Raw genomic sequence first — 17,265 nt, 5'->3', positions numbered from 1 at the left:
CGTTTTGAGCAGTATAAGCAGTGCAGTATAAAAACACGAAGCGCTTTATTTTATTTGTTCTCGGCTTTTTATAAGCCTCTAGAACGATAAGCGCTAGGCATTATAATCAATAGGCTTATACTAAGTTCAATGCTTGACGAGTCTCTTGAGCGATGCGGTATTCTTCATCTGTAGGAATAACCCACAGCTCGACACTACTACCTTCTGCTTGGAAGCTGCCTTCTTGGCCACCGTACAATCCAGCGTTCTTTTCAGCGTCCATCTTGATACCGAAATGACGCATGACGGCTAAAATACTTGCGCGCGTGGTGACAGAGTTTTCGCCGATACCACCAGTGAAAACAATACCGGTAAACTCAGGCAGTGCACAGCTTAAGCTGGCGAGGTATTTACCGGCGCGGTAGCAGAACATCTCAATGGCGAGCTGCGCATCTTTATGGCCTTCGCTCGCGGCTTGCTCAATAGTACGCAAATCATTTGATAGACCAGAGATACCAAGCAGACCGCTTTCGCTATTTAGCATCTTATCCGTTTCTTCCAAACTAATACCGAGCTGACGTTTCAGATGCATATGTAAGCTTGGGTCGACATCGCCGCTACGTGTGCCCATCATCAGTCCTTCGAGTGGAGTCAGACCCATGCTGGTATCGAGACTTTTGCCATCATATACGGCAGTTGCTGAGCAACCATTACCTAGATGAGCGGTTATCCAGCCATGAGGACCTTTTGCTTCAGTAACCTGGCTAGCACGTTCTGAGACGTAGGCATGAGACGTACCATGGAAGCCATAACGACGGATTTTGTGCTCTTCGTATAGATATTTTGGTAACGCATAGCGAAAGGCGACGGGTGGCATAGTTTGGTGAAAGGCGGTATCAAATACCACAACTTGTGGGATATCAGGATAAATAGCTTGAACCGCTTCAATACCCAAAGCATTTGCAGGGTTATGTAGTGGAGCTAGTATCTTTAAGCGTTTTACTTCTTCTAGCGCATGCTGATCAACGCGAACCGCTTCAGAGTACTCACGGCCGCCATGTACCACGCGGTGCCCGACTGCGATAAAGTGATATTGCTCTAGTAGCTCTAGAATTTTTTGTAAGGCGAGTTTGTGACTACCACCAGGAATAGAGATCTCTAACTTATCGCCATTTAGCGTGGTGTGTTTGATACGGGCTGTATCGAGACCTAAGTTTTCGGCAAGACCGGTGATACGAGTAGAGTTGTCATCGCTGATCAACGCGTATTTGATAGAAGACGAACCGCAGTTGAGGACTAAAGTGGGGCTAGTTAGGGTTGATGTTTCACTGTTCTTATCATCAAAAGTGGTACTTAGGTTGGCGCTCATACTCTATCCTTAGATTGGTTTTTATAAAGGGCAAATCAATTATATCGTTGGTTCGATACAAAAAAGACGTCTATTGCCACGTCCTGTTTTATTATCATCAAATACTACATCGCTGATATCTCAACTGCTGTAGTAAAGGTCACTGAGACATGATGTCATTATTATATGGAATTGATGAAGTTGATAACCGTCGAGTAAATAAAAATCAGCCATATCTATGCTGGTCATATCAAGCAAGTATATTGGCGATTTTGTTTATACTTGGGCTACTATTTCTGACAGTGCTATGCATCCATGCTCATGAGGTAATGCGTATGCATCTCAGGCTAGCATCCTATTGCCGCCGCAAACTGGGAATATAATGTAACACATTTTTGTTTCTACACCACGACAGGGGCAAGGTTTAAAATGTGTGATTAATAAATGGCTAAATAGAAAATAAATCAATTATATTCAGTGAGTTATAGAACTATAAATGGATAACTTGTATGGGTGGCATAACAGGGCTATTGCTCACGAAATTGTAAGAAATATTGTCGAGACACCCATATATCATACATTCATATCTAAGCTCGCAGACGATATTACTATAAAAATTCGACTAATGTTTTAGAAAATATCCAACATCACGCAAATTTATTCACCAATCATATTCAGTATCCGTACAGCTTTATGTAATAATGCTATGATGAAAATGGTCATAACGACAGTGCTTTAACTGCTAGTTTGGCTGTCCATTTATTTTTTATTTATCACGATTTACTATCGCCATTATGCCGTCGTAAGCTCACAGGTTATCTATTATATGTCTACTATACACAGCCCCTCAGCAGCCAAGCATGCTAGATCGTTCGCTCGTACCAGTCGTCAGGCTGTCGCTACTTTATTTATTGGCAGTGTGGTTATGGTAGGATTGTCAGGTTGCGGGCAAAAAGGCGATCTATATCTGGCAGACTCTAGTAGTCAAACGATAGAGGGCAGTGCGTCTGTACTTGATAGTACTAGCCATCCACAAGATGCAGCCTTTGCGGGTATCGACGATGATAACTATCAAAAAAACCGCTACCTAGAAGAGCAAATGGTATTGCCTGAGCCTAGCACCGATCCCAACGACTATTAATTACTAAGCCAATAATTATTAGGCTAATAGTTGATAAGCTGAGCCAATAGACAGCGGTTAGGTGCTTTTTAATTAACAGTTTAACTAACTGTCGATTCTTTACTGCCTGATTGACTAATAGCTTTGCTACCTAAATTTAATTTTCACCCTTGATAATCTGATTATATTAGAGATGTTTATATGAGTCATTCTGAACTACCTGCTGACTTGACCGATTCTGCTACTGGCGAATCCGTTACTATCCAAACTGAGCAAGGGCTATATGTTGACCCGAAAGCGTTGAGTGCTCACTTGCCAGCGCTAAGTTATCGCGGCGATGCACTGTATATGGAGCAGGTCAGTATCGATGAGCTAGTAAAACAATATGGCACACCTTGCTACGTGTATTCAAAGCAAGCAATATTGGACGTTTATCAAGCTTATACTGATAGCTTCGCCAGTCTGAATCATCAAGTATGCTATGCCGTAAAAGCAAACTCTAACCTTGCCGTGCTTGGTGTCTTGGCACAGGCGGGCGCTGGGTTTGATATTGTCTCTCACGGTGAGCTAATGCGTGTGTTAGCGGCAGGTGGCGCAGCATCACGTGTGGTATTCTCAGGCGTTGGCAAAACGTACAGTGATATCGAATATGCGCTGACTCAAGGTATCGGCTGTTTTAACGTTGAATCTATCAGCGAGCTGACTTTAATCAATGAAGTAGCAAAGTCACTTGATAAGCCTGCGCCAATCTCGTTACGCGTCAATCCTAACGTCGATGCCAAAACCCATCCATATATCTCAACAGGTCTTAAAGACAACAAGTTCGGTATCACTCACGAAGACGCACTAGCGGTCTATCAGCAAGCGGCCGATTTATCACATATCGACATCGTTGGTATTGACTGTCATATCGGCTCGCAGTTGACTGAGGTAGAGCCGTTTGTTGCAGCGTTAGATAAAGTTATTGAACTGATACATAGCCTGCGTGATGCTGGTATTGAGTTGCAGCATATCGATTTGGGCGGCGGTTTGGGTGTGCGCTATATCGATGAGACGCCTGTGTCTATAGATGAGTTTGCCCAAGCATTATTGCCAAAACTTAGCGAGCTTGGTTTGACCGTGTTCTTTGAGCCAGGTCGTAGTATCGTTGCCAATGCTGGCGTGCTTTTGACCCAAGTTGACGTACTCAAGCCGACTGAACATAAAAACTTTGCTATCGTTGATGCCGCTATGAATGACTTGATTCGTCCTGCTTTATATCAAGCTGAGATGGCGGTGATTCCAAGCGTATTGCCTAGCGATGGTATCGATACGGATGGCACGCAGCCATGGGACATCGTTGGCGCTATTTGTGAAACGGGTGACTTCTTGGCAAAAGACCGCCTATTATCATTGGCCACAGGCGATGTGTTGGCCATCACGGGGGCAGGTGCTTATGGCTTTACCATGAGCAGCAACTACAACTCACGTCCGCGTGCTAGCGAAGTCATGGTGGCGGGCGATAATCATCAGCTTATTCGCAAGCGCGAAACAATTGAAGCGTTATATGCAGATGAAGCGTTGTGGCAGGCGCAGTAAGGCGATTAAAGACAAGCCAAAACTATCGCCGTATTTGATAGTTGAAGAGAACCCATTGTGATAATGACAATGGGTTTTTTTATGACTGGATTTTGAGGAAAGTGTTTTTTAATTAAAGCTGATTCTTAATTGAAGGCATGACTTTAGTTGAAGGCAACACCATTCACAAAAATTGGAGTAGCAAGGAAAACGAGTGCAAGTACTACTCACTGTAGACTAAACAAGTTTGACACCGCTAATCGTATTTTTTGGGATTGGTATTATTATGATTGTATCTGACAGCGTGCTAAGATAAGGCATACATAAAAATAGGATAGGACATCAAAGATATGCTAATAGAGTTTACTAAAATGCATGGGTTGGGTAATGATTTCATGGTCATTGATTTAGTGACCCAGCGCTTAGAATTGACCAAGGATTTGGTGCAGTTATTGGGCGATCGTCACCTAGGCATTGGTTTTGATCAGCTGCTCGTAGTCGAGCCACCCATGCGCCCTGATGTCGATTTCAGTTATCGTATCTTTAATACTGATGGTACCGAAGTCGAACAGTGCGGCAATGGCGCGCGTTGTTTTGCGCGTTTTGTGCAGGCACGTAAACTGTCATTTAAGCAGCGTCTACGCGTTGAGACGGCTAGCGGTATTATTTCCCTGACTACTGATCGTTATGGGTGGGTAGATGTCGATATGGGCAAGCCTAAATTTGAGCCAGATGAGATTCCGTTTAGCCCAAGAGCGACGACCAAAATCCAAAACACCTATCATCTTGATGTAAATGGTACGCCTGTGCAGCTGTACGTTGCCAATATGGGCAATCCGCACGCTGTGATAAAAGTCGATGACGTACTCGATGCTGAGGTTGAGACTTTGGGTAAGGCAATTGAGTCGCACCCTGCGTTCCCAGATCGCGTCAATGTGGGCTTTATGCAAGTGATGAATCAGCGCCACATTCGTTTGCGTGTGTACGAGCGCGGAGTGGGTGAGACCCAAGCTTGTGGAACGGGCGCGTGTGCAGCAGTAGCCGTTGGTATACGTGAAGGCTGGCTCGATGAGGGTGAGGAAGTTCGTGCACAGCTATATGGGGGCAGCATGATTATCAAGTGGCAGCCAGGCTATTCAGTTACGATGACGGGTCCGACCGCTTTCGTCTATGAAGGCGTATTTAGTCCAGATGGCCTGATGGCACAAGCGGGCCTTAAACCCAATGCTGAAGGCTGATAACTGTTGTTAGGCCAATCGTATAAATACCAAGGATGGTTCTAATATGGTTATGTCTACCAATAAAGACACTCAGGCGGCGAGCTCAGCATCTTGGCTATCTATTGAGCTGGCCGCCAATATAGAGTCAGACGCTGCCTTACGAGAGCTACTCGCACCTGTGCATCGTTGGCTCAATACATTGTCTGTGCGCAACCATTCGCCGCATACTCTGACCGCTTATTTCGCTGGTTTAAATCAACTGGCGTTATTTTTGCGTGGTAAGCGTCTAACGTGGACGCGCTGTGATAAACGGCAACTGGCCCAGCACATCAGTCAACGTCTTGATGAAGACAAGTTAGCGCTTGCCAGTGTCCAGCAAGAGTTGTCTGCGATTCGGCATTTTTATGGTTGGATGATTGAAGAAGAGTTAGCACGTATCAACCCAACCACTGGCTATCAGCTTAAGCGTAGTCCTAGACCGCTGCCTTCTATCGCTGATGTCGATTTACTGACTCAACTACTCGATCAAGAGATTCCTGATACGCCAGAGCAAGCGCGCTTATGGTTGCGTGACAAGGCCATGTTTGAACTGCTCTATAGTAGTGGCTTGCGTGTTGGGGAATTGGTCGCACTAGATATGGCAGATGTAGATTTGTCTGACTTACGGGTACGAGTCACGGGTAAGGGTAATAAAACACGCCTAGTGCCATTAGGGATAAAGGCAGCAGAAGCGATTAGTTGCTACCTGCCGCATCGTAACCTGTGGGTAGAGCAAATGGACAATGCCTTGTTTATCAGTGAAAAGCTCGGCACCAGATTATCAACACGGGCAGTGCAACAGCGCTTAAAAGTCGCTGCTACCCGCGCAGGTATCGCCCAAAACATGTATCCTCATCTACTGCGTCATTGTTTTGCATCACATATGCTGTCAGGCAGTGGTGACTTGCGCGCCGTACAAGAAATGCTCGGGCATAGTGATATTAGCACCACGCAAATTTATACCCACGTTGATTTTGCAAAATTAACGCAGGTTTATGATCGCGCGCATCCACGAGCAACTCATGTTCAAAATGAAGAATTGCCTTAGCAATTAAGCACGAAATTTACCGTACTTACTGATCTACGCCAAACGATGGCAATCAAAGATAGGTAGTTTTTGGCGGCCTTGCTCTTGCGCTTGCTTGTCTAATGACGCCATAACGATGGCATATTGTTTATCCAGTTCGCTATCGTCATAGCTTGCGATAACAGTACTATCAAACCCTGTAATGGCTGCATGTCCCCATGTCTGACGGGTACTACCATCTTTATAAAGATGATCGCCACCTTGCGCTGCGCCAATGACCATACATTGACTGTCTAGAGCACGCGCTCGTAACAGCAGCGACCAGTGTGCTTGCCCAGTTACGTAAGTAAAGGCAGAAGGTGCACTCAATAGTTCAGCACCGGCTTGTCGCAGACGCTGCGCCAATGCTGGGAAGCGCAAATCAAAACATACCATCATGCCGAGTTGATAGACTGTATTGCCTACTGCTAATGGCGCAATTACGGTCTGCGTACCCGGCTCAAAGGTCGCCGCTTCGTTATAGCTGCCATGCTTATCGGCCACAGTTGCGGTAAACAGATGAATCTTATCGTAGCGTGCGACACGGGTACCATCTGGTGCAAACAGCTGGCTCACTTGGCGCAATCTACCATCAGGAACGCCAGTACCATCAGGACGATAATGGCAGGGTAATGAGCCTGCTAGTACATATATGCCAGCAGTGCGTGCGTAATCTGCTATCGTCGCTGATAAGTCGTCAAAACGCTCAGCAGTAGCAGATTGCTGTCCCATACTACAGCAGTTCTCAGGCAATACAACAAGCTCAGCACCTTGAGCTTGTGCGTCTGTGATAGCGGCTTTGATATCTGCTAGATTATCCTCAACATTCTGCTGACTGTTCATTTGAATAGCAGCGACGTTAAGTTGGTGGTTACTTGAATTCATGACAATATTCCTATTGGGTGTGAGCTGTATTGGCCATTTACCGTAATTTATTTATTATAATATTTTCGCCGTAATGAGCAGACTGCTCGTATTTATGGGTTGCTCATCCTTGCCAAGATGATAGTTTACTAGCGATAGCAAACCAAACGTATCCGGACAAAACATAAATTATCATAGCAAAATTGTGGCAAAAAATGCTATCGTCATGTCCTGATAAGATTTATGTCGTTACCTTTACTGACAGAATAAACACAATATCACTAAGATCGGAGTGCAATAAGCCGCCCATGAGTATGTCGTTCGGATTGGCGACCACGCTGAGCAACTCACAAAAGCTAACCCCGCAAATGCAGCAAGCCATAAAATTGCTGCAGCTCTCTAGTCTTGAGCTCGCACAAGAGGTTCAGGCAAAACTAGATAGTAATCCATTACTTGAACGTATCGAAAACGATGACGAATACGACAGTGGTGTCGATGAAATAGAGGAGTGGAGCGAGCCGTTGACGCTTGATAGCTGGAATCAAAGTAGCAGTGACTCATTCGACTCTGTACCTACTAGCGGTACAGAGTACAGTGGCGATAGTAGTGATAGCTTCAGTGATAGTTTGGATAAGCTTCAACAGCCTAATATCGATGATAGTGCAATAGATGTAGATAGCTATAGCAGTTCTGATGCCGATAGCTTTGATATAGGTAGCTTTGACACGGGTAACTATGCCTCTACCGCAACAGGCTCTGGCAATAGTAGGGGTGATGAAGATTTTGATAGTTACCAAGGCGGTACATCGTCCACCATTCAAGATCATGTGCGCTGGCAGCTGAACTTTAAGCGTTTATCAGAGGCCGATACGCTGATTGCAGAGTATTTAATAGACTCCATGGATGATATGGGCTTTATTCGAATTGATATAGATGAGCTGCTGCAGAGCTTTGATACGATGGCAAGTTTCTATCAATGGGATGAGCGCGTTGAGAAAGAGGAAGTCTTGACGGTATTACGTATTATCCAGTCCTGTGATCCAGTTGGCGTAGGGGCGCGTCATTTAAGCGAGTGCTTATCGATTCAGCTATCCAAACTAGATGCCCACACCGAATATCTACAAGAAGCCAAAGCGCTGCTATCAGCAAGTGAGCACTTAGTCAGTAATAATATTAAAGCACTGACTGAACGTACAGGGCTTGCACCAGAATATATCACACCTGCGCTTACGCTACTACGTACCTTAAACGCTTCGCCAGGGCTGCTGTTTCAGTCTAGCCAGCCTGACTATGCCCAGTCGCCTGAGAGCTACGATATTCCAGATGTGTTGGTCACACCTGTTAGAAACAATAAGGCGACAAGTAACTCTGAAGTAGAAGAGGATGGCTGGTATGTACGCCTCAATCCAGACACCCTACCAAAACTACGCGTAAACCAAGAATATGCCAATCTAGTCAAGCGCGGCGATGACAGTCCTGACAATCAATATCTACGCGAAAACCTTACCGATGCTCGATTGTTTATTCGTAGTATCGAAGAGCGCAATCAAAACCTACTCAAAGTAGCGACCAGCATTGTACGCTATCAACAAGAGTTCCTGCAGCATGGTGCAACCGCTATGCAGCCCCTGATATTAAAGGCCATTGCTGAAGAAGTTGACTTGCACGAGTCTACGGTCTCACGCCTTACCACCAGTAAAACCATCTTGACGCCGCAAGGGTTGTTTTCTTTGAAACACTTCTTCTCCTCTCACGTAAGTAGCGCTGATGGAGATATCTCATCGACCGCTATCAGTGCCATGATTAAAAAGCTCATCGCTGACGAAGATCCCAAAAAGCCCTTATCAGACAGTCGTATCAAAGATGAGCTGTTAGCAGATGGTATTGATATAGCCAGAAGAACTGTTGCCAAATATCGTGAAGCAATGAATATTGGCTCATCTACTCAGCGCAAACAGAAATACTAATTGTCTAAGCTCATCTTTCTATAAGCTTAATGGCTACCTGTCTGTATAGTGCAATACAGATATAAAAAATAAAATTTTTTGATTATATAGAAACCAAGTAGAAATAATAGGTATTGTTACACTTAATTACAATTTAATGGCTTGCTACTGGGCGATTTTCATGACAAATTAGAGTCATACCAACAACGAAAACCAAGTGCTGATTTATAGTATTTATTTACAACTAATAAAGGAGACGATAAAAGGATACGTCGACACATTACTAGAGGCATTGGGATAGTTAGTGGTAAGGCAGGATGATAAGAGCAAGAATGCTACCTCATCTGTTGATTGTAAGTTACAAATAAAAGGACAACAATATGAATGTTTCTATCAGTGGTCATCATATCAGCGTTACCGAAGCTATGGACACAGCAGTACGCGAGAAGCTTGAAAAAGTAGAGCGTCACTTCGATCAGATACAAAGTATTCAAGTGATTTTATCGTTAGACAATAGCGGTGCTAGCGACGGCGGTAAAAAGAGCCATAAAGCTGAAGCAATTATGCGTGTCTCGGGTCAAGAAATGTTTGTCCAAGCGTATGAAGATGATATGTATAAAGCCATTAACGAGATGGCAGACAAGCTAGATAGACAAGTACGTAAGTATAAAACCCGTCAAGAGCGCAAAAAGACTCAGGGTGCAGGACGCGATAGTCGCTATCAGGATCTAACCCCTGCAGAAGCAGTACCAGCAGCATAGTTCGAGTTTAAAACTTTGAACACTATCGTTACAATCTAGTGAAAGCAGACTAAGAGAATAAAAAATTGATAAGTAGCTGCTGCACTAGTTTGTAATTGACATAAAAAAAGACCTCTAACGTGTAATACGTTGAGGTCTTTTTTAGCATTAGTAAACTTAGAACCAAAATGAACTAGCTGTCAGCTCAAGCTTATCTATCTAAACATTATTAACCACCGCCGACGGCTTGTACTACTTCTATATTCATACCTTCTACAATACGTAGTTGAGCAAGCTCGCTTTTTGGCATCAACTCGCCGTCTACTTCTACAGCGTAACGACCTTGGCTAAGACCAAGCTCATTGATAACCAGTTGTACAGTCTGATGAGTGGTTTGCAAGCTCTTACCATTGACACTAATGGTGCTCATATTAAATACTCCCTACTAAATTAAAATTCCTGTTTATCTGCTATTCACTACGTATCTTTCATTTTATTACTGATAATTCATTGCAGCTAATGCAAAAAGCTAAAACTTACAATAACTATTAAATAGCTCAGATAACTGAGTCCTTCAATCGAAAGGCGGAAACGGCCAGCCATAACCAACCTGCAATCATAAGAACACCGCCAATAGGCGTAATCGCACCAAACCAGCGCGGCGCACCAAGCGTCATTGCATACAAACTACCAGCGAAAATGATAATGCCAATTTGTAGTAACCAAGCGGTCGTCTGAGTAATATATTTCAAACGAATCAGTAAACCCACAAGTAGTAGTCCAAGCGCATTTACGAACAAATATAGCGTTGCCGTATGCCACCACTCAAGCTGCTGCGTGCTGACATGACCTTCTAGACCATGCGCACCAAAGGCTCCTAGAGCAACAGCAATAGCCATATTAATTGCGGCAATACCGATCCAATTTAACATTGAACAACTCGTATCATCTTAAGGCTACTGGATATCATCTGGCAGAATCACACTGTCAATGGTCATGGCATCACGGATTTTGTCCATGGCATTTTTCTCAATCTGACGGACGCGTTCAGCTGAGATAGAGTAAACCGCAGCTAACTCATGCAAGGTGGATTTTTGCTCAGACAACCAACGCTGCTCAACAATATCACGCGAACGATCATCTAAGGTACCCATAGCAGCGATAAGTGCTGATGAGTTGTTTTCTTCCCAATCCGCTTCCTCTAGCTGCTCAGCTGGATCGATACCATCTTCCAAAAATAGCTGAGGGGCATAGCGACCATCATCATCGTCGCTTGACTGCGCCTCGAACGAAGCGTCATAAGAGGTTAGACGTGACTCCATCTCTAATACTTGCTTGCGTGTGACATTCAAGTCATTAGCGATAGCGTCCGCTTCTTCTAGTGTCAGCTGATTGTTAGTCTTCTTAAGGCTACGCAAGTTAAAGAACAGTTTACGATGAGCCTTTGTAGTCGCAACTTTCACAATACGCCAGTTGCGAATCACAAACTCATGAATTTCAGCTTTAATCCAATGTACGGCAAAGGATACCAAACGTACGCCTTTATTTGGGTCAAAACGTTTAACTGCTTTCATCAATCCTAAGTTACCTTCTTGGATTAAATCTGCTTGCGGCAATCCGTAACCCGAGTAGCTACGCGCGATATGAATTACAAAACGTAGATGCGACATCACCAGCAGACGAGCGGCTTCGACATCACCTTCATCATAATAGCGATGCGCCAACTCTTGCTCTTGTACTGGCGTCAAAATAGGGATTTGATGGACAGTATTGATATACGCGCCCAAGTTGACCCCTGGCGCTGACAAGTGAGTTGGCATAGCTGGTACTAAGTCGCGCGTACTGGTATTGCCCAATGCGCTCGCGTCATAGGGTGGTCGCTGAGCAGCGGCCTTTAATGCAGCATCGCGTGCATCATTTTTTATAGGAGCTGAGCCATCTTTTTTATTTGTATTTACAGCATCAGTAGAAGTATTAGCCATATTCTTGACCTTGGTTAAATAGTTAAGCAAATAGTCAGATAAAAATCTTTATGATTTAATTGTAAAGGATAGCAGCGCTTAGTTGCTATCAGTTTTGGTAATGATGAAGTGATATATTGTAGCGAAACGCTGTAATGATGTGCCATCAACTGACGAATGGTCAGTAACTTCATTGACCACTAGCTTTAAATAATCTGCCGACTGTGATTGCTGACTTTGTCGACAAAACGCTGTGATATCAGCTTGCGAGTTAGGGTCGGTTGCAACCACATACAGTGATTCGCCAACTGTTACGTCACGTAATGCGACCTTAGTTTTTAACAATGGCATCGGGCATGCAAGACCGCGTCCATCAACAAAACCTTTTATATTTAGTTCAGATTGCGCTGTAGCTACATCATCTGAATTATGACTTTCAGTCGGTAGCAACTCTAGCAAACTCGCAATGTCGTTCTGCTGTGTATCAGTCAAACTCGCTGATAATTGCATAAAGTGCGATACACGTTCGATAACTAATTCACTAGCAGCGGGCATAACTTAAACCTTGTAGATATCTATATTTTAATTTGTTTTATTAGCAATAGGCTTTGATATTGAGTACGATCATAATCCATCAATCATAAATTATGAGGTCTTTATAACAGCCATCTAAACCTACTATCATTGTTGCTTATTATACCAAATAGACAATGTATAGTTGCAGTTGAATATAATCAACGCTGTGTTCGGTTCACTAGAACCATATAACCAAGAGTTGCACGATTAGCAATTGCCCGATTAATAGTTATACGATTGAGACTTACTGTATAAATAATGACCCAATGAATAATTACACAGCCATGTTGCACAATCGTGACGGGTGGCTAAGTTATTGGTAGTTAAGAGCATTGTAGAATTGACCTTGGATAAACAAGCTCGTATAGTCGAAAAGACGTCGTCAATCATCTTATAGGATATGCACTTGTACCACGCTCATAGAACGAAGCGACCTGACAGTAATAACTCTTTAGTAGCCAAAAACTCTGTAGGCTTGCCAATTATGCTGTCTAAGCAAAAAGGTAAACGTCATTTTATGAGTTTAACTTTGCTAAATGACGTCAAAGTAGGGTTGTCAATAATGCTCCTAGCCATAGCCAGCGGTGCGCATAGTCGTGAGAGTCAAACAATGCCATTTGCTGATAGCTCATGGCAAGTCACAGATCCGCAAACGCTAGATCTACCAAATCTGCGCGGGCAAGGCTTAAGCTTTGCTGAGCAATATCAGAATAAAATGCTTGGCGAGTGGTCATTACAGAATATCAATGGCCGTGTCAGAATGGAACATGATCCTTGGGTACAAGAAACGATAAAAGACATGACGTGGCGTCTCAATGCCCAAGCCCGTCAGCAAGCACCACTTGGCGTCGTTATCATTGATAATCCTAGTATTAATGCCTTTGCAGCGCCTGGCGGCGTAATCGGTATCAATACTGGGACGATACTGTCAGCTAGTAGCATGGATGAGCTGGCAAGCGTCGTCGCGCATGAAGTTGCGCATATCAGTCAACGGCACTACGAAAGCGGCGCTGACGAACGTAAAAAAGCCTTGCTGATGCAGCTAGGTGGTATGCTAGCTGCGATTGCTGCCTCAGCTGTCGATGGTGATGCCGCTGCGGCTGTGATGATGGGCAGTCAGACAGCCTCTATGAATAGCAGCATGGCCTTTAGCCGTAGTAACGAACGTGAGGCTGACCGAGTAGGAATGCAGATTATGACCCAAGCGGGTTATGATCCTCGGGCGATGCCACGGTTCTTTGCCACGATGAATCAACAGAGTCAGTTAAATCAAGTTGAGAATCAATTCTTACCGAGCTTTGTGCGTTCACATCCTCTGAGTAATGAGCGGTTGAGCGAGTCACAAAGTCGCGCTCAGCAGTATCCAGCGCTCTCATTGAGCCAACAGCAGCGCCATCAGTCGTTATTTGATTTACTGTATTGGCGTGTTCAAGTGACTGGTAAACATGCCTCTGAAGTCACGCTGACAACGGCCGCCAAAAACAGTCTCGGGGCCAAACTTGCGCTAATGCATTGGTATGGAGAGCAGCAACGCTTTACAGATGCTAATAAGGTATTGGCTGAGATAAATGCGTTATCAAATACGCAGCGTCAAAATTTAGAGCCTTTATTGTCGATTACCCACAGTCAGCTATTGAGTGAGCAAGGAAAATGGCAACAAACTGTAGATGTCTTAGAGAGCCAACAGCGCCTATATCCTGAGCGCCGTGACTTACGCCTCTATCTAGCCGAAGCGCTGACTAATAGTAATCAACCGATAAAAGCCCAAGCGCTGTTGAAGTCACTAACAGAACAGCAGCCAAGCGATCGTTATGCATGGCAAAGCTTACAACTTGCCAATGAAAAACTTGCTAAGACCACCACCTCACCACAGTTAGCCAATATCGCGACGATTAATGCATTGCGCTATCGCAGTTATGATCAGCTATGGAATGGGCGTTATGAGAGTGCGCTGACCTCTTTGACACAAGCCAAACAGTTGACGGAAAATCTGCAAACCACAGATCAGGCCAATAGTGCGCGTCCGTTATTGGCCAATATTAATGCAGAACTCAAAGCAATAAAAACCGCCAAAGACTTTAAGCCTTAGGCGGTTGTTTGTACAGATTAGCCTGCCAATCAATAGCAAGTGCTAGCCTTGTAGCGCGTCTTTGACCATTTTAGAAATCAAAGCAGGATCAGCACGGCCAGCTGTTTTATTCTTTAAAACACCCATGACGCTACCCATATCGCGCATAGACGTAGCACCTTGCTCAGCGATTTCAGCATTTACCAATGCCATGATCTCGTCTTGATTCATTTGCTGCGGCATAAACTCGTTGATGATGTCAATCTCAAACTGCTCTTTGGTGGCCAAGTCATCACGGCCATTTTCTGTAAAGATAGTTAATGATTCTTGACGCTGCTTTAGCTGCTTTTGCAAAACTTCTAATACTTGGGCATCATCAAGTTCTGTTTGACGGTCAATCTCGATTTGTTTCACTACTGACTGTACGTTGCGCAGTACTTTAACGCGCTCAAGCTCACGAGCTTTCATTGAAACTTTGATATTATCTGATAACGTCTGTTTAAGTTGGCTCACTGCTATTATCCTTATCGATCTGTTAAATGCTATTCGTTAGAGGTGGTTTGTTAAATTTTAGAACAAAACCTGCTGATAGTGGTTTTAATAAAAAATTATGTCAGCAGTAATAACAAAAATTGTAGCATAAAAAACGCCACTGATATCGATTGATAACAGTGGCGTTAGTGTAGCGCTTGTACTTAGCTAATCAGATTACTGATTAGTACATACGAGTGGTACGAATAGTTTCGCGTTGTAACTTCTTCTTATAACGCTTTACGGCAGCAGCTTTTTTACGCTTACGTACTTGCGTTGGTTTTTCATAAAACTCACGCTTACGTACGTCTGATAATACACCAGCTTTTTCACAAGCACGTTTGAAACGACGGATAGCGATATCAACTGGTTCGTTTTCTTTAACCTTAACTGCAGGCATGAAGACTCCTCGATTAGGATGAGATATAAGGGCATTAGTTTGGCTGTGTATTAGTATTTAGCCGTAATATCTCAAGATTACAGGCATCAGCTCAAACTAGGACAATTCTCACGCATCAGCGTAAGGGCAGGTATTTTAATAAAAAATACCAACAAAGTCAATGGTTTTAAGCATTTATTGCCGATAGGTTATTCAATTAGATGGCTATTTGAATTTGGCTCTCAAACTATGAATTCGACATATATACAACGCTTTATCAATAAAAAACCCCTACCGTCTATAACGGTTTGATTGGAGTTTATGCTATGATAATTCCCATATTATAGGGTCTATTGAACATTCAAATATTAGGGCTGCTGATGGCTAAAGTTACCCCAAACTAGGCGAAAACCGACGATAATGTCGAGACCTTAGCTAGGTTTTCAACAACGGTTGGGGTAATTTTAGCATCAGCCTTGAGAACGGATCGAGCAAAGCACTGCTTTGCCCGTTCGCAAGGCAAGAGCTGTGCTCGAGTGGAGGGCAGTACTCTTTTTTGTCAATATATGGCGAAATGGTTTAACCTACAATGACTAGGCTTCAACAATTTCACTGCATATTGTCTGAAAAATAGTGACTGCCAGCACCACATTTGAAAGTTCAATAGACCCTAGTAAGCCTATGAACCGTTTTGTGTGTATTTTATTGAGGATGTTGGAATGAAAAAAACAGTATTTAACACGGCATTAAGCACCGCACTTATCGTAGCTTTAGGTGTGAGTGTGAGCGTGAGCGCTTGTAGTGGCGGCGAAGAGCATGAAGAAGTAATGGCAATCGATCGCGTTGACGAAGCTGCTGAGCTTGCTATCAAAAATGCGCCACCAGCTGAAGAAATGGAATTCCCAGAAACCGCACCAATGCCAGCGGCTGATGCAGCGGGTACAGAAGCTGACGGTACAGCTACTGCTGAAGCAGGAACGGCTGACGCTGATACTGCAGAAGCAGCAGCTACCGATAGTGCGGATACAGCCGCTGCTCCTACTGACAGTGCTGATATGGCGGCTACTGACGATACGGCTGCAGCCACTGCTGAGTAACTTAGTGGTCAATTGACTATTAGCTCAATGGACTATTAAACAGTCATTAGTCGTATATGTAGTAATTTAAGCTGATATAACGCATCTCTAATTGGTTGCAGACTGATTAAGTAAGGGTAAAACCATGATTGATATACAACCGTATATGAACAAGCTGAAATTGTCTGTGATCAGCATGAGTGTGGTATTTGCTGTGAGTGCTTGTAGCGGTAATAACACAGCTACGGAAGAGTCTGCAGTAGCCGATGAACCTGCTACCGCTATAGAAGAGACAGCTGTAGCAGAAACCGAAGGCACGACGCCTGAGTCTGTGGTTGAGTCAGAAACAGATACAGAGTCAAAAGCAGCAACAGAGTCTGCCGACATAGTAGATGACGCAGTAGCAACACCTGAAACTGATTCTGAAGCGTTGGCCGCAGATGCAGGTGCTAAACTGTATGAATCAAACTGTCAGGTTTGTCATGCTGCAGGTTTACTCGATGCGCCAAAGTATGGTGATACAGCGGCTTGGACAGCTCGTCTAACTAAAGACAAAGAAACGCTGTATATGCACTCGGCTAAAGGCTTTAATAAAATGCCAGCGCAAGCGGTAAATGGTGTGACCGAAGCACAAGTTAAAGCGGCTGTTGATTATATGCTAGCGTCGGTAAGCTGATACGCTATATTAGAGTATGTCAGCTATTGAAATTTGCTAAACTGGCCGTCATTGTGACTGACAATGACGGTTTTTTTATGCACGTTTTTTGTCACGCCAGTCTCATAATATATAGCTGT

At 43.9% G+C, this 17,265-nt stretch carries 17 protein-coding genes; 9 read left to right on the top strand and 8 right to left on the bottom strand.

The genetic code is table 11. From position 1 onward, the window contains the following. Positions 1-115: 115 nt before the first annotated feature. On the bottom strand, positions 116-1,348 hold the full coding sequence (locus ACIGBM_RS01985) for an acetate/propionate family kinase (RefSeq protein ID WP_394124538.1): 1,233 nt from the start codon (positions 1,346-1,348) through the stop codon (positions 116-118). 805 nt (positions 1,349-2,153) lie between these two features. Between ACIGBM_RS01985 and ACIGBM_RS01980 the strand changes: the two genes are divergently transcribed. From ACIGBM_RS01980 to ACIGBM_RS01965, 4 genes are all read left to right on the top strand, one after another. Next, a complete protein-coding gene (locus ACIGBM_RS01980) occupies positions 2,154-2,468 on the top strand; it encodes a lipoprotein (protein ID WP_397476578.1) in 315 nt (104 codons plus the stop codon). A 327-nt stretch (positions 2,469-2,795) separates the two neighbouring features. Then, on the top strand, positions 2,796-4,025 hold the full coding sequence (lysA, locus tag ACIGBM_RS01975; RefSeq protein WP_397476779.1) for a diaminopimelate decarboxylase: 1,230 nt from the start codon (positions 2,796-2,798) through the stop codon (positions 4,023-4,025). Between the two features lie 329 nt (positions 4,026-4,354). Next, the gene (gene dapF, locus ACIGBM_RS01970) at positions 4,355-5,242 is read left to right on the top strand and encodes a diaminopimelate epimerase (protein ID WP_165597574.1); all 888 of its coding nucleotides are present in this window, start codon (positions 4,355-4,357) and stop codon (positions 5,240-5,242) included. Between the two features lie 46 nt (positions 5,243-5,288). Further along, positions 5,289-6,311 (top strand): tyrosine recombinase XerC, encoded by a 1,023-nt coding sequence (locus ACIGBM_RS01965; RefSeq protein ID WP_397476577.1) that lies wholly within the window; start codon positions 5,289-5,291, stop codon positions 6,309-6,311. A gap of 33 nt (positions 6,312-6,344) precedes the next feature. Here ACIGBM_RS01965 and ACIGBM_RS01960 read toward each other — a convergent pair whose 3' ends face one another. Then, on the bottom strand, positions 6,345-7,214 hold the full coding sequence (locus ACIGBM_RS01960; protein WP_397476576.1) for a carbon-nitrogen hydrolase family protein: 870 nt from the start codon (positions 7,212-7,214) through the stop codon (positions 6,345-6,347). A 287-nt stretch (positions 7,215-7,501) separates the two neighbouring features. Here ACIGBM_RS01960 and rpoN point away from each other — a divergent pair, with 287 nt between their 5' ends. After that, on the top strand, positions 7,502-9,160 hold the full coding sequence (rpoN, locus tag ACIGBM_RS01955; RefSeq protein ID WP_397476575.1) for an RNA polymerase factor sigma-54: 1,659 nt from the start codon (positions 7,502-7,504) through the stop codon (positions 9,158-9,160). A 359-nt stretch (positions 9,161-9,519) separates the two neighbouring features. After that, positions 9,520-9,900, top strand: coding sequence for a ribosome hibernation-promoting factor, HPF/YfiA family (hpf, locus tag ACIGBM_RS01950; protein WP_057758130.1), 381 nt, complete (start codon positions 9,520-9,522; stop codon positions 9,898-9,900). 208 nt (positions 9,901-10,108) lie between these two features. Here hpf and thiS read toward each other — a convergent pair whose 3' ends face one another. From thiS to ACIGBM_RS01930, 4 genes are all read right to left on the bottom strand, one after another. Continuing rightward, on the bottom strand, positions 10,109-10,309 hold the full coding sequence (gene thiS, locus ACIGBM_RS01945; RefSeq protein ID WP_057758131.1) for a sulfur carrier protein ThiS: 201 nt from the start codon (positions 10,307-10,309) through the stop codon (positions 10,109-10,111). Between the two features lie 127 nt (positions 10,310-10,436). Next, positions 10,437-10,811, bottom strand: coding sequence for a DUF423 domain-containing protein (locus ACIGBM_RS01940; RefSeq protein WP_397476574.1), 375 nt, complete (start codon positions 10,809-10,811; stop codon positions 10,437-10,439). Between the two features lie 24 nt (positions 10,812-10,835). Further along, the gene (rpoH, locus tag ACIGBM_RS01935) at positions 10,836-11,699 is read right to left on the bottom strand and encodes an RNA polymerase sigma factor RpoH (protein WP_197099889.1); all 864 of its coding nucleotides are present in this window, start codon (positions 11,697-11,699) and stop codon (positions 10,836-10,838) included. Between the two features lie 240 nt (positions 11,700-11,939). After that, positions 11,940-12,395 (bottom strand): sulfurtransferase TusA family protein, encoded by a 456-nt coding sequence (locus tag ACIGBM_RS01930; protein ID WP_397476573.1) that lies wholly within the window; start codon positions 12,393-12,395, stop codon positions 11,940-11,942. Positions 12,396-12,933: 538 nt separating this feature from the next. On the opposite strand from ACIGBM_RS01930, the gene ACIGBM_RS01925 reads away from it, so the two are divergent. Then, positions 12,934-14,505 carry a M48 family metalloprotease gene (locus ACIGBM_RS01925; protein ID WP_397476572.1) on the top strand — a complete coding sequence of 524 codons (1,572 nt, stop codon included), beginning with the start codon at positions 12,934-12,936 and terminating at the stop codon, positions 14,503-14,505. 42 nt (positions 14,506-14,547) lie between these two features. Here ACIGBM_RS01925 and ACIGBM_RS01920 read toward each other — a convergent pair whose 3' ends face one another. Together ACIGBM_RS01920 and rpsU are read right to left on the bottom strand one after the other, a co-directional pair. Further along, positions 14,548-14,997 carry a GatB/YqeY domain-containing protein gene (locus tag ACIGBM_RS01920; RefSeq protein WP_057758141.1) on the bottom strand — a complete coding sequence of 150 codons (450 nt, stop codon included), beginning with the start codon at positions 14,995-14,997 and terminating at the stop codon, positions 14,548-14,550. Between the two features lie 202 nt (positions 14,998-15,199). After that, complete coding sequence (gene rpsU, locus ACIGBM_RS01915; RefSeq protein ID WP_010195908.1) at positions 15,200-15,415, bottom strand: 30S ribosomal protein S21; 216 nt, start codon at positions 15,413-15,415, stop codon at positions 15,200-15,202. Between the two features lie 698 nt (positions 15,416-16,113). Here rpsU and ACIGBM_RS01910 point away from each other — a divergent pair. Further along, positions 16,114-16,491 (top strand): hypothetical protein, encoded by a 378-nt coding sequence (locus ACIGBM_RS01910; RefSeq protein ID WP_397476571.1) that lies wholly within the window; start codon positions 16,114-16,116, stop codon positions 16,489-16,491. A gap of 124 nt (positions 16,492-16,615) precedes the next feature. Beyond that, complete coding sequence (locus tag ACIGBM_RS01905) at positions 16,616-17,146, top strand: c-type cytochrome (RefSeq protein WP_397476570.1); 531 nt, start codon at positions 16,616-16,618, stop codon at positions 17,144-17,146. Positions 17,147-17,265: the final 119 nt, after the last annotated feature.

The organism is Psychrobacter sp. NPDC077938 (assembly GCF_044542635.1).
Classification (GTDB): domain Bacteria; phylum Pseudomonadota; class Gammaproteobacteria; order Pseudomonadales; family Moraxellaceae; genus Psychrobacter.
This window is presented reverse-complemented; position numbering and strand designations above follow the sequence as displayed.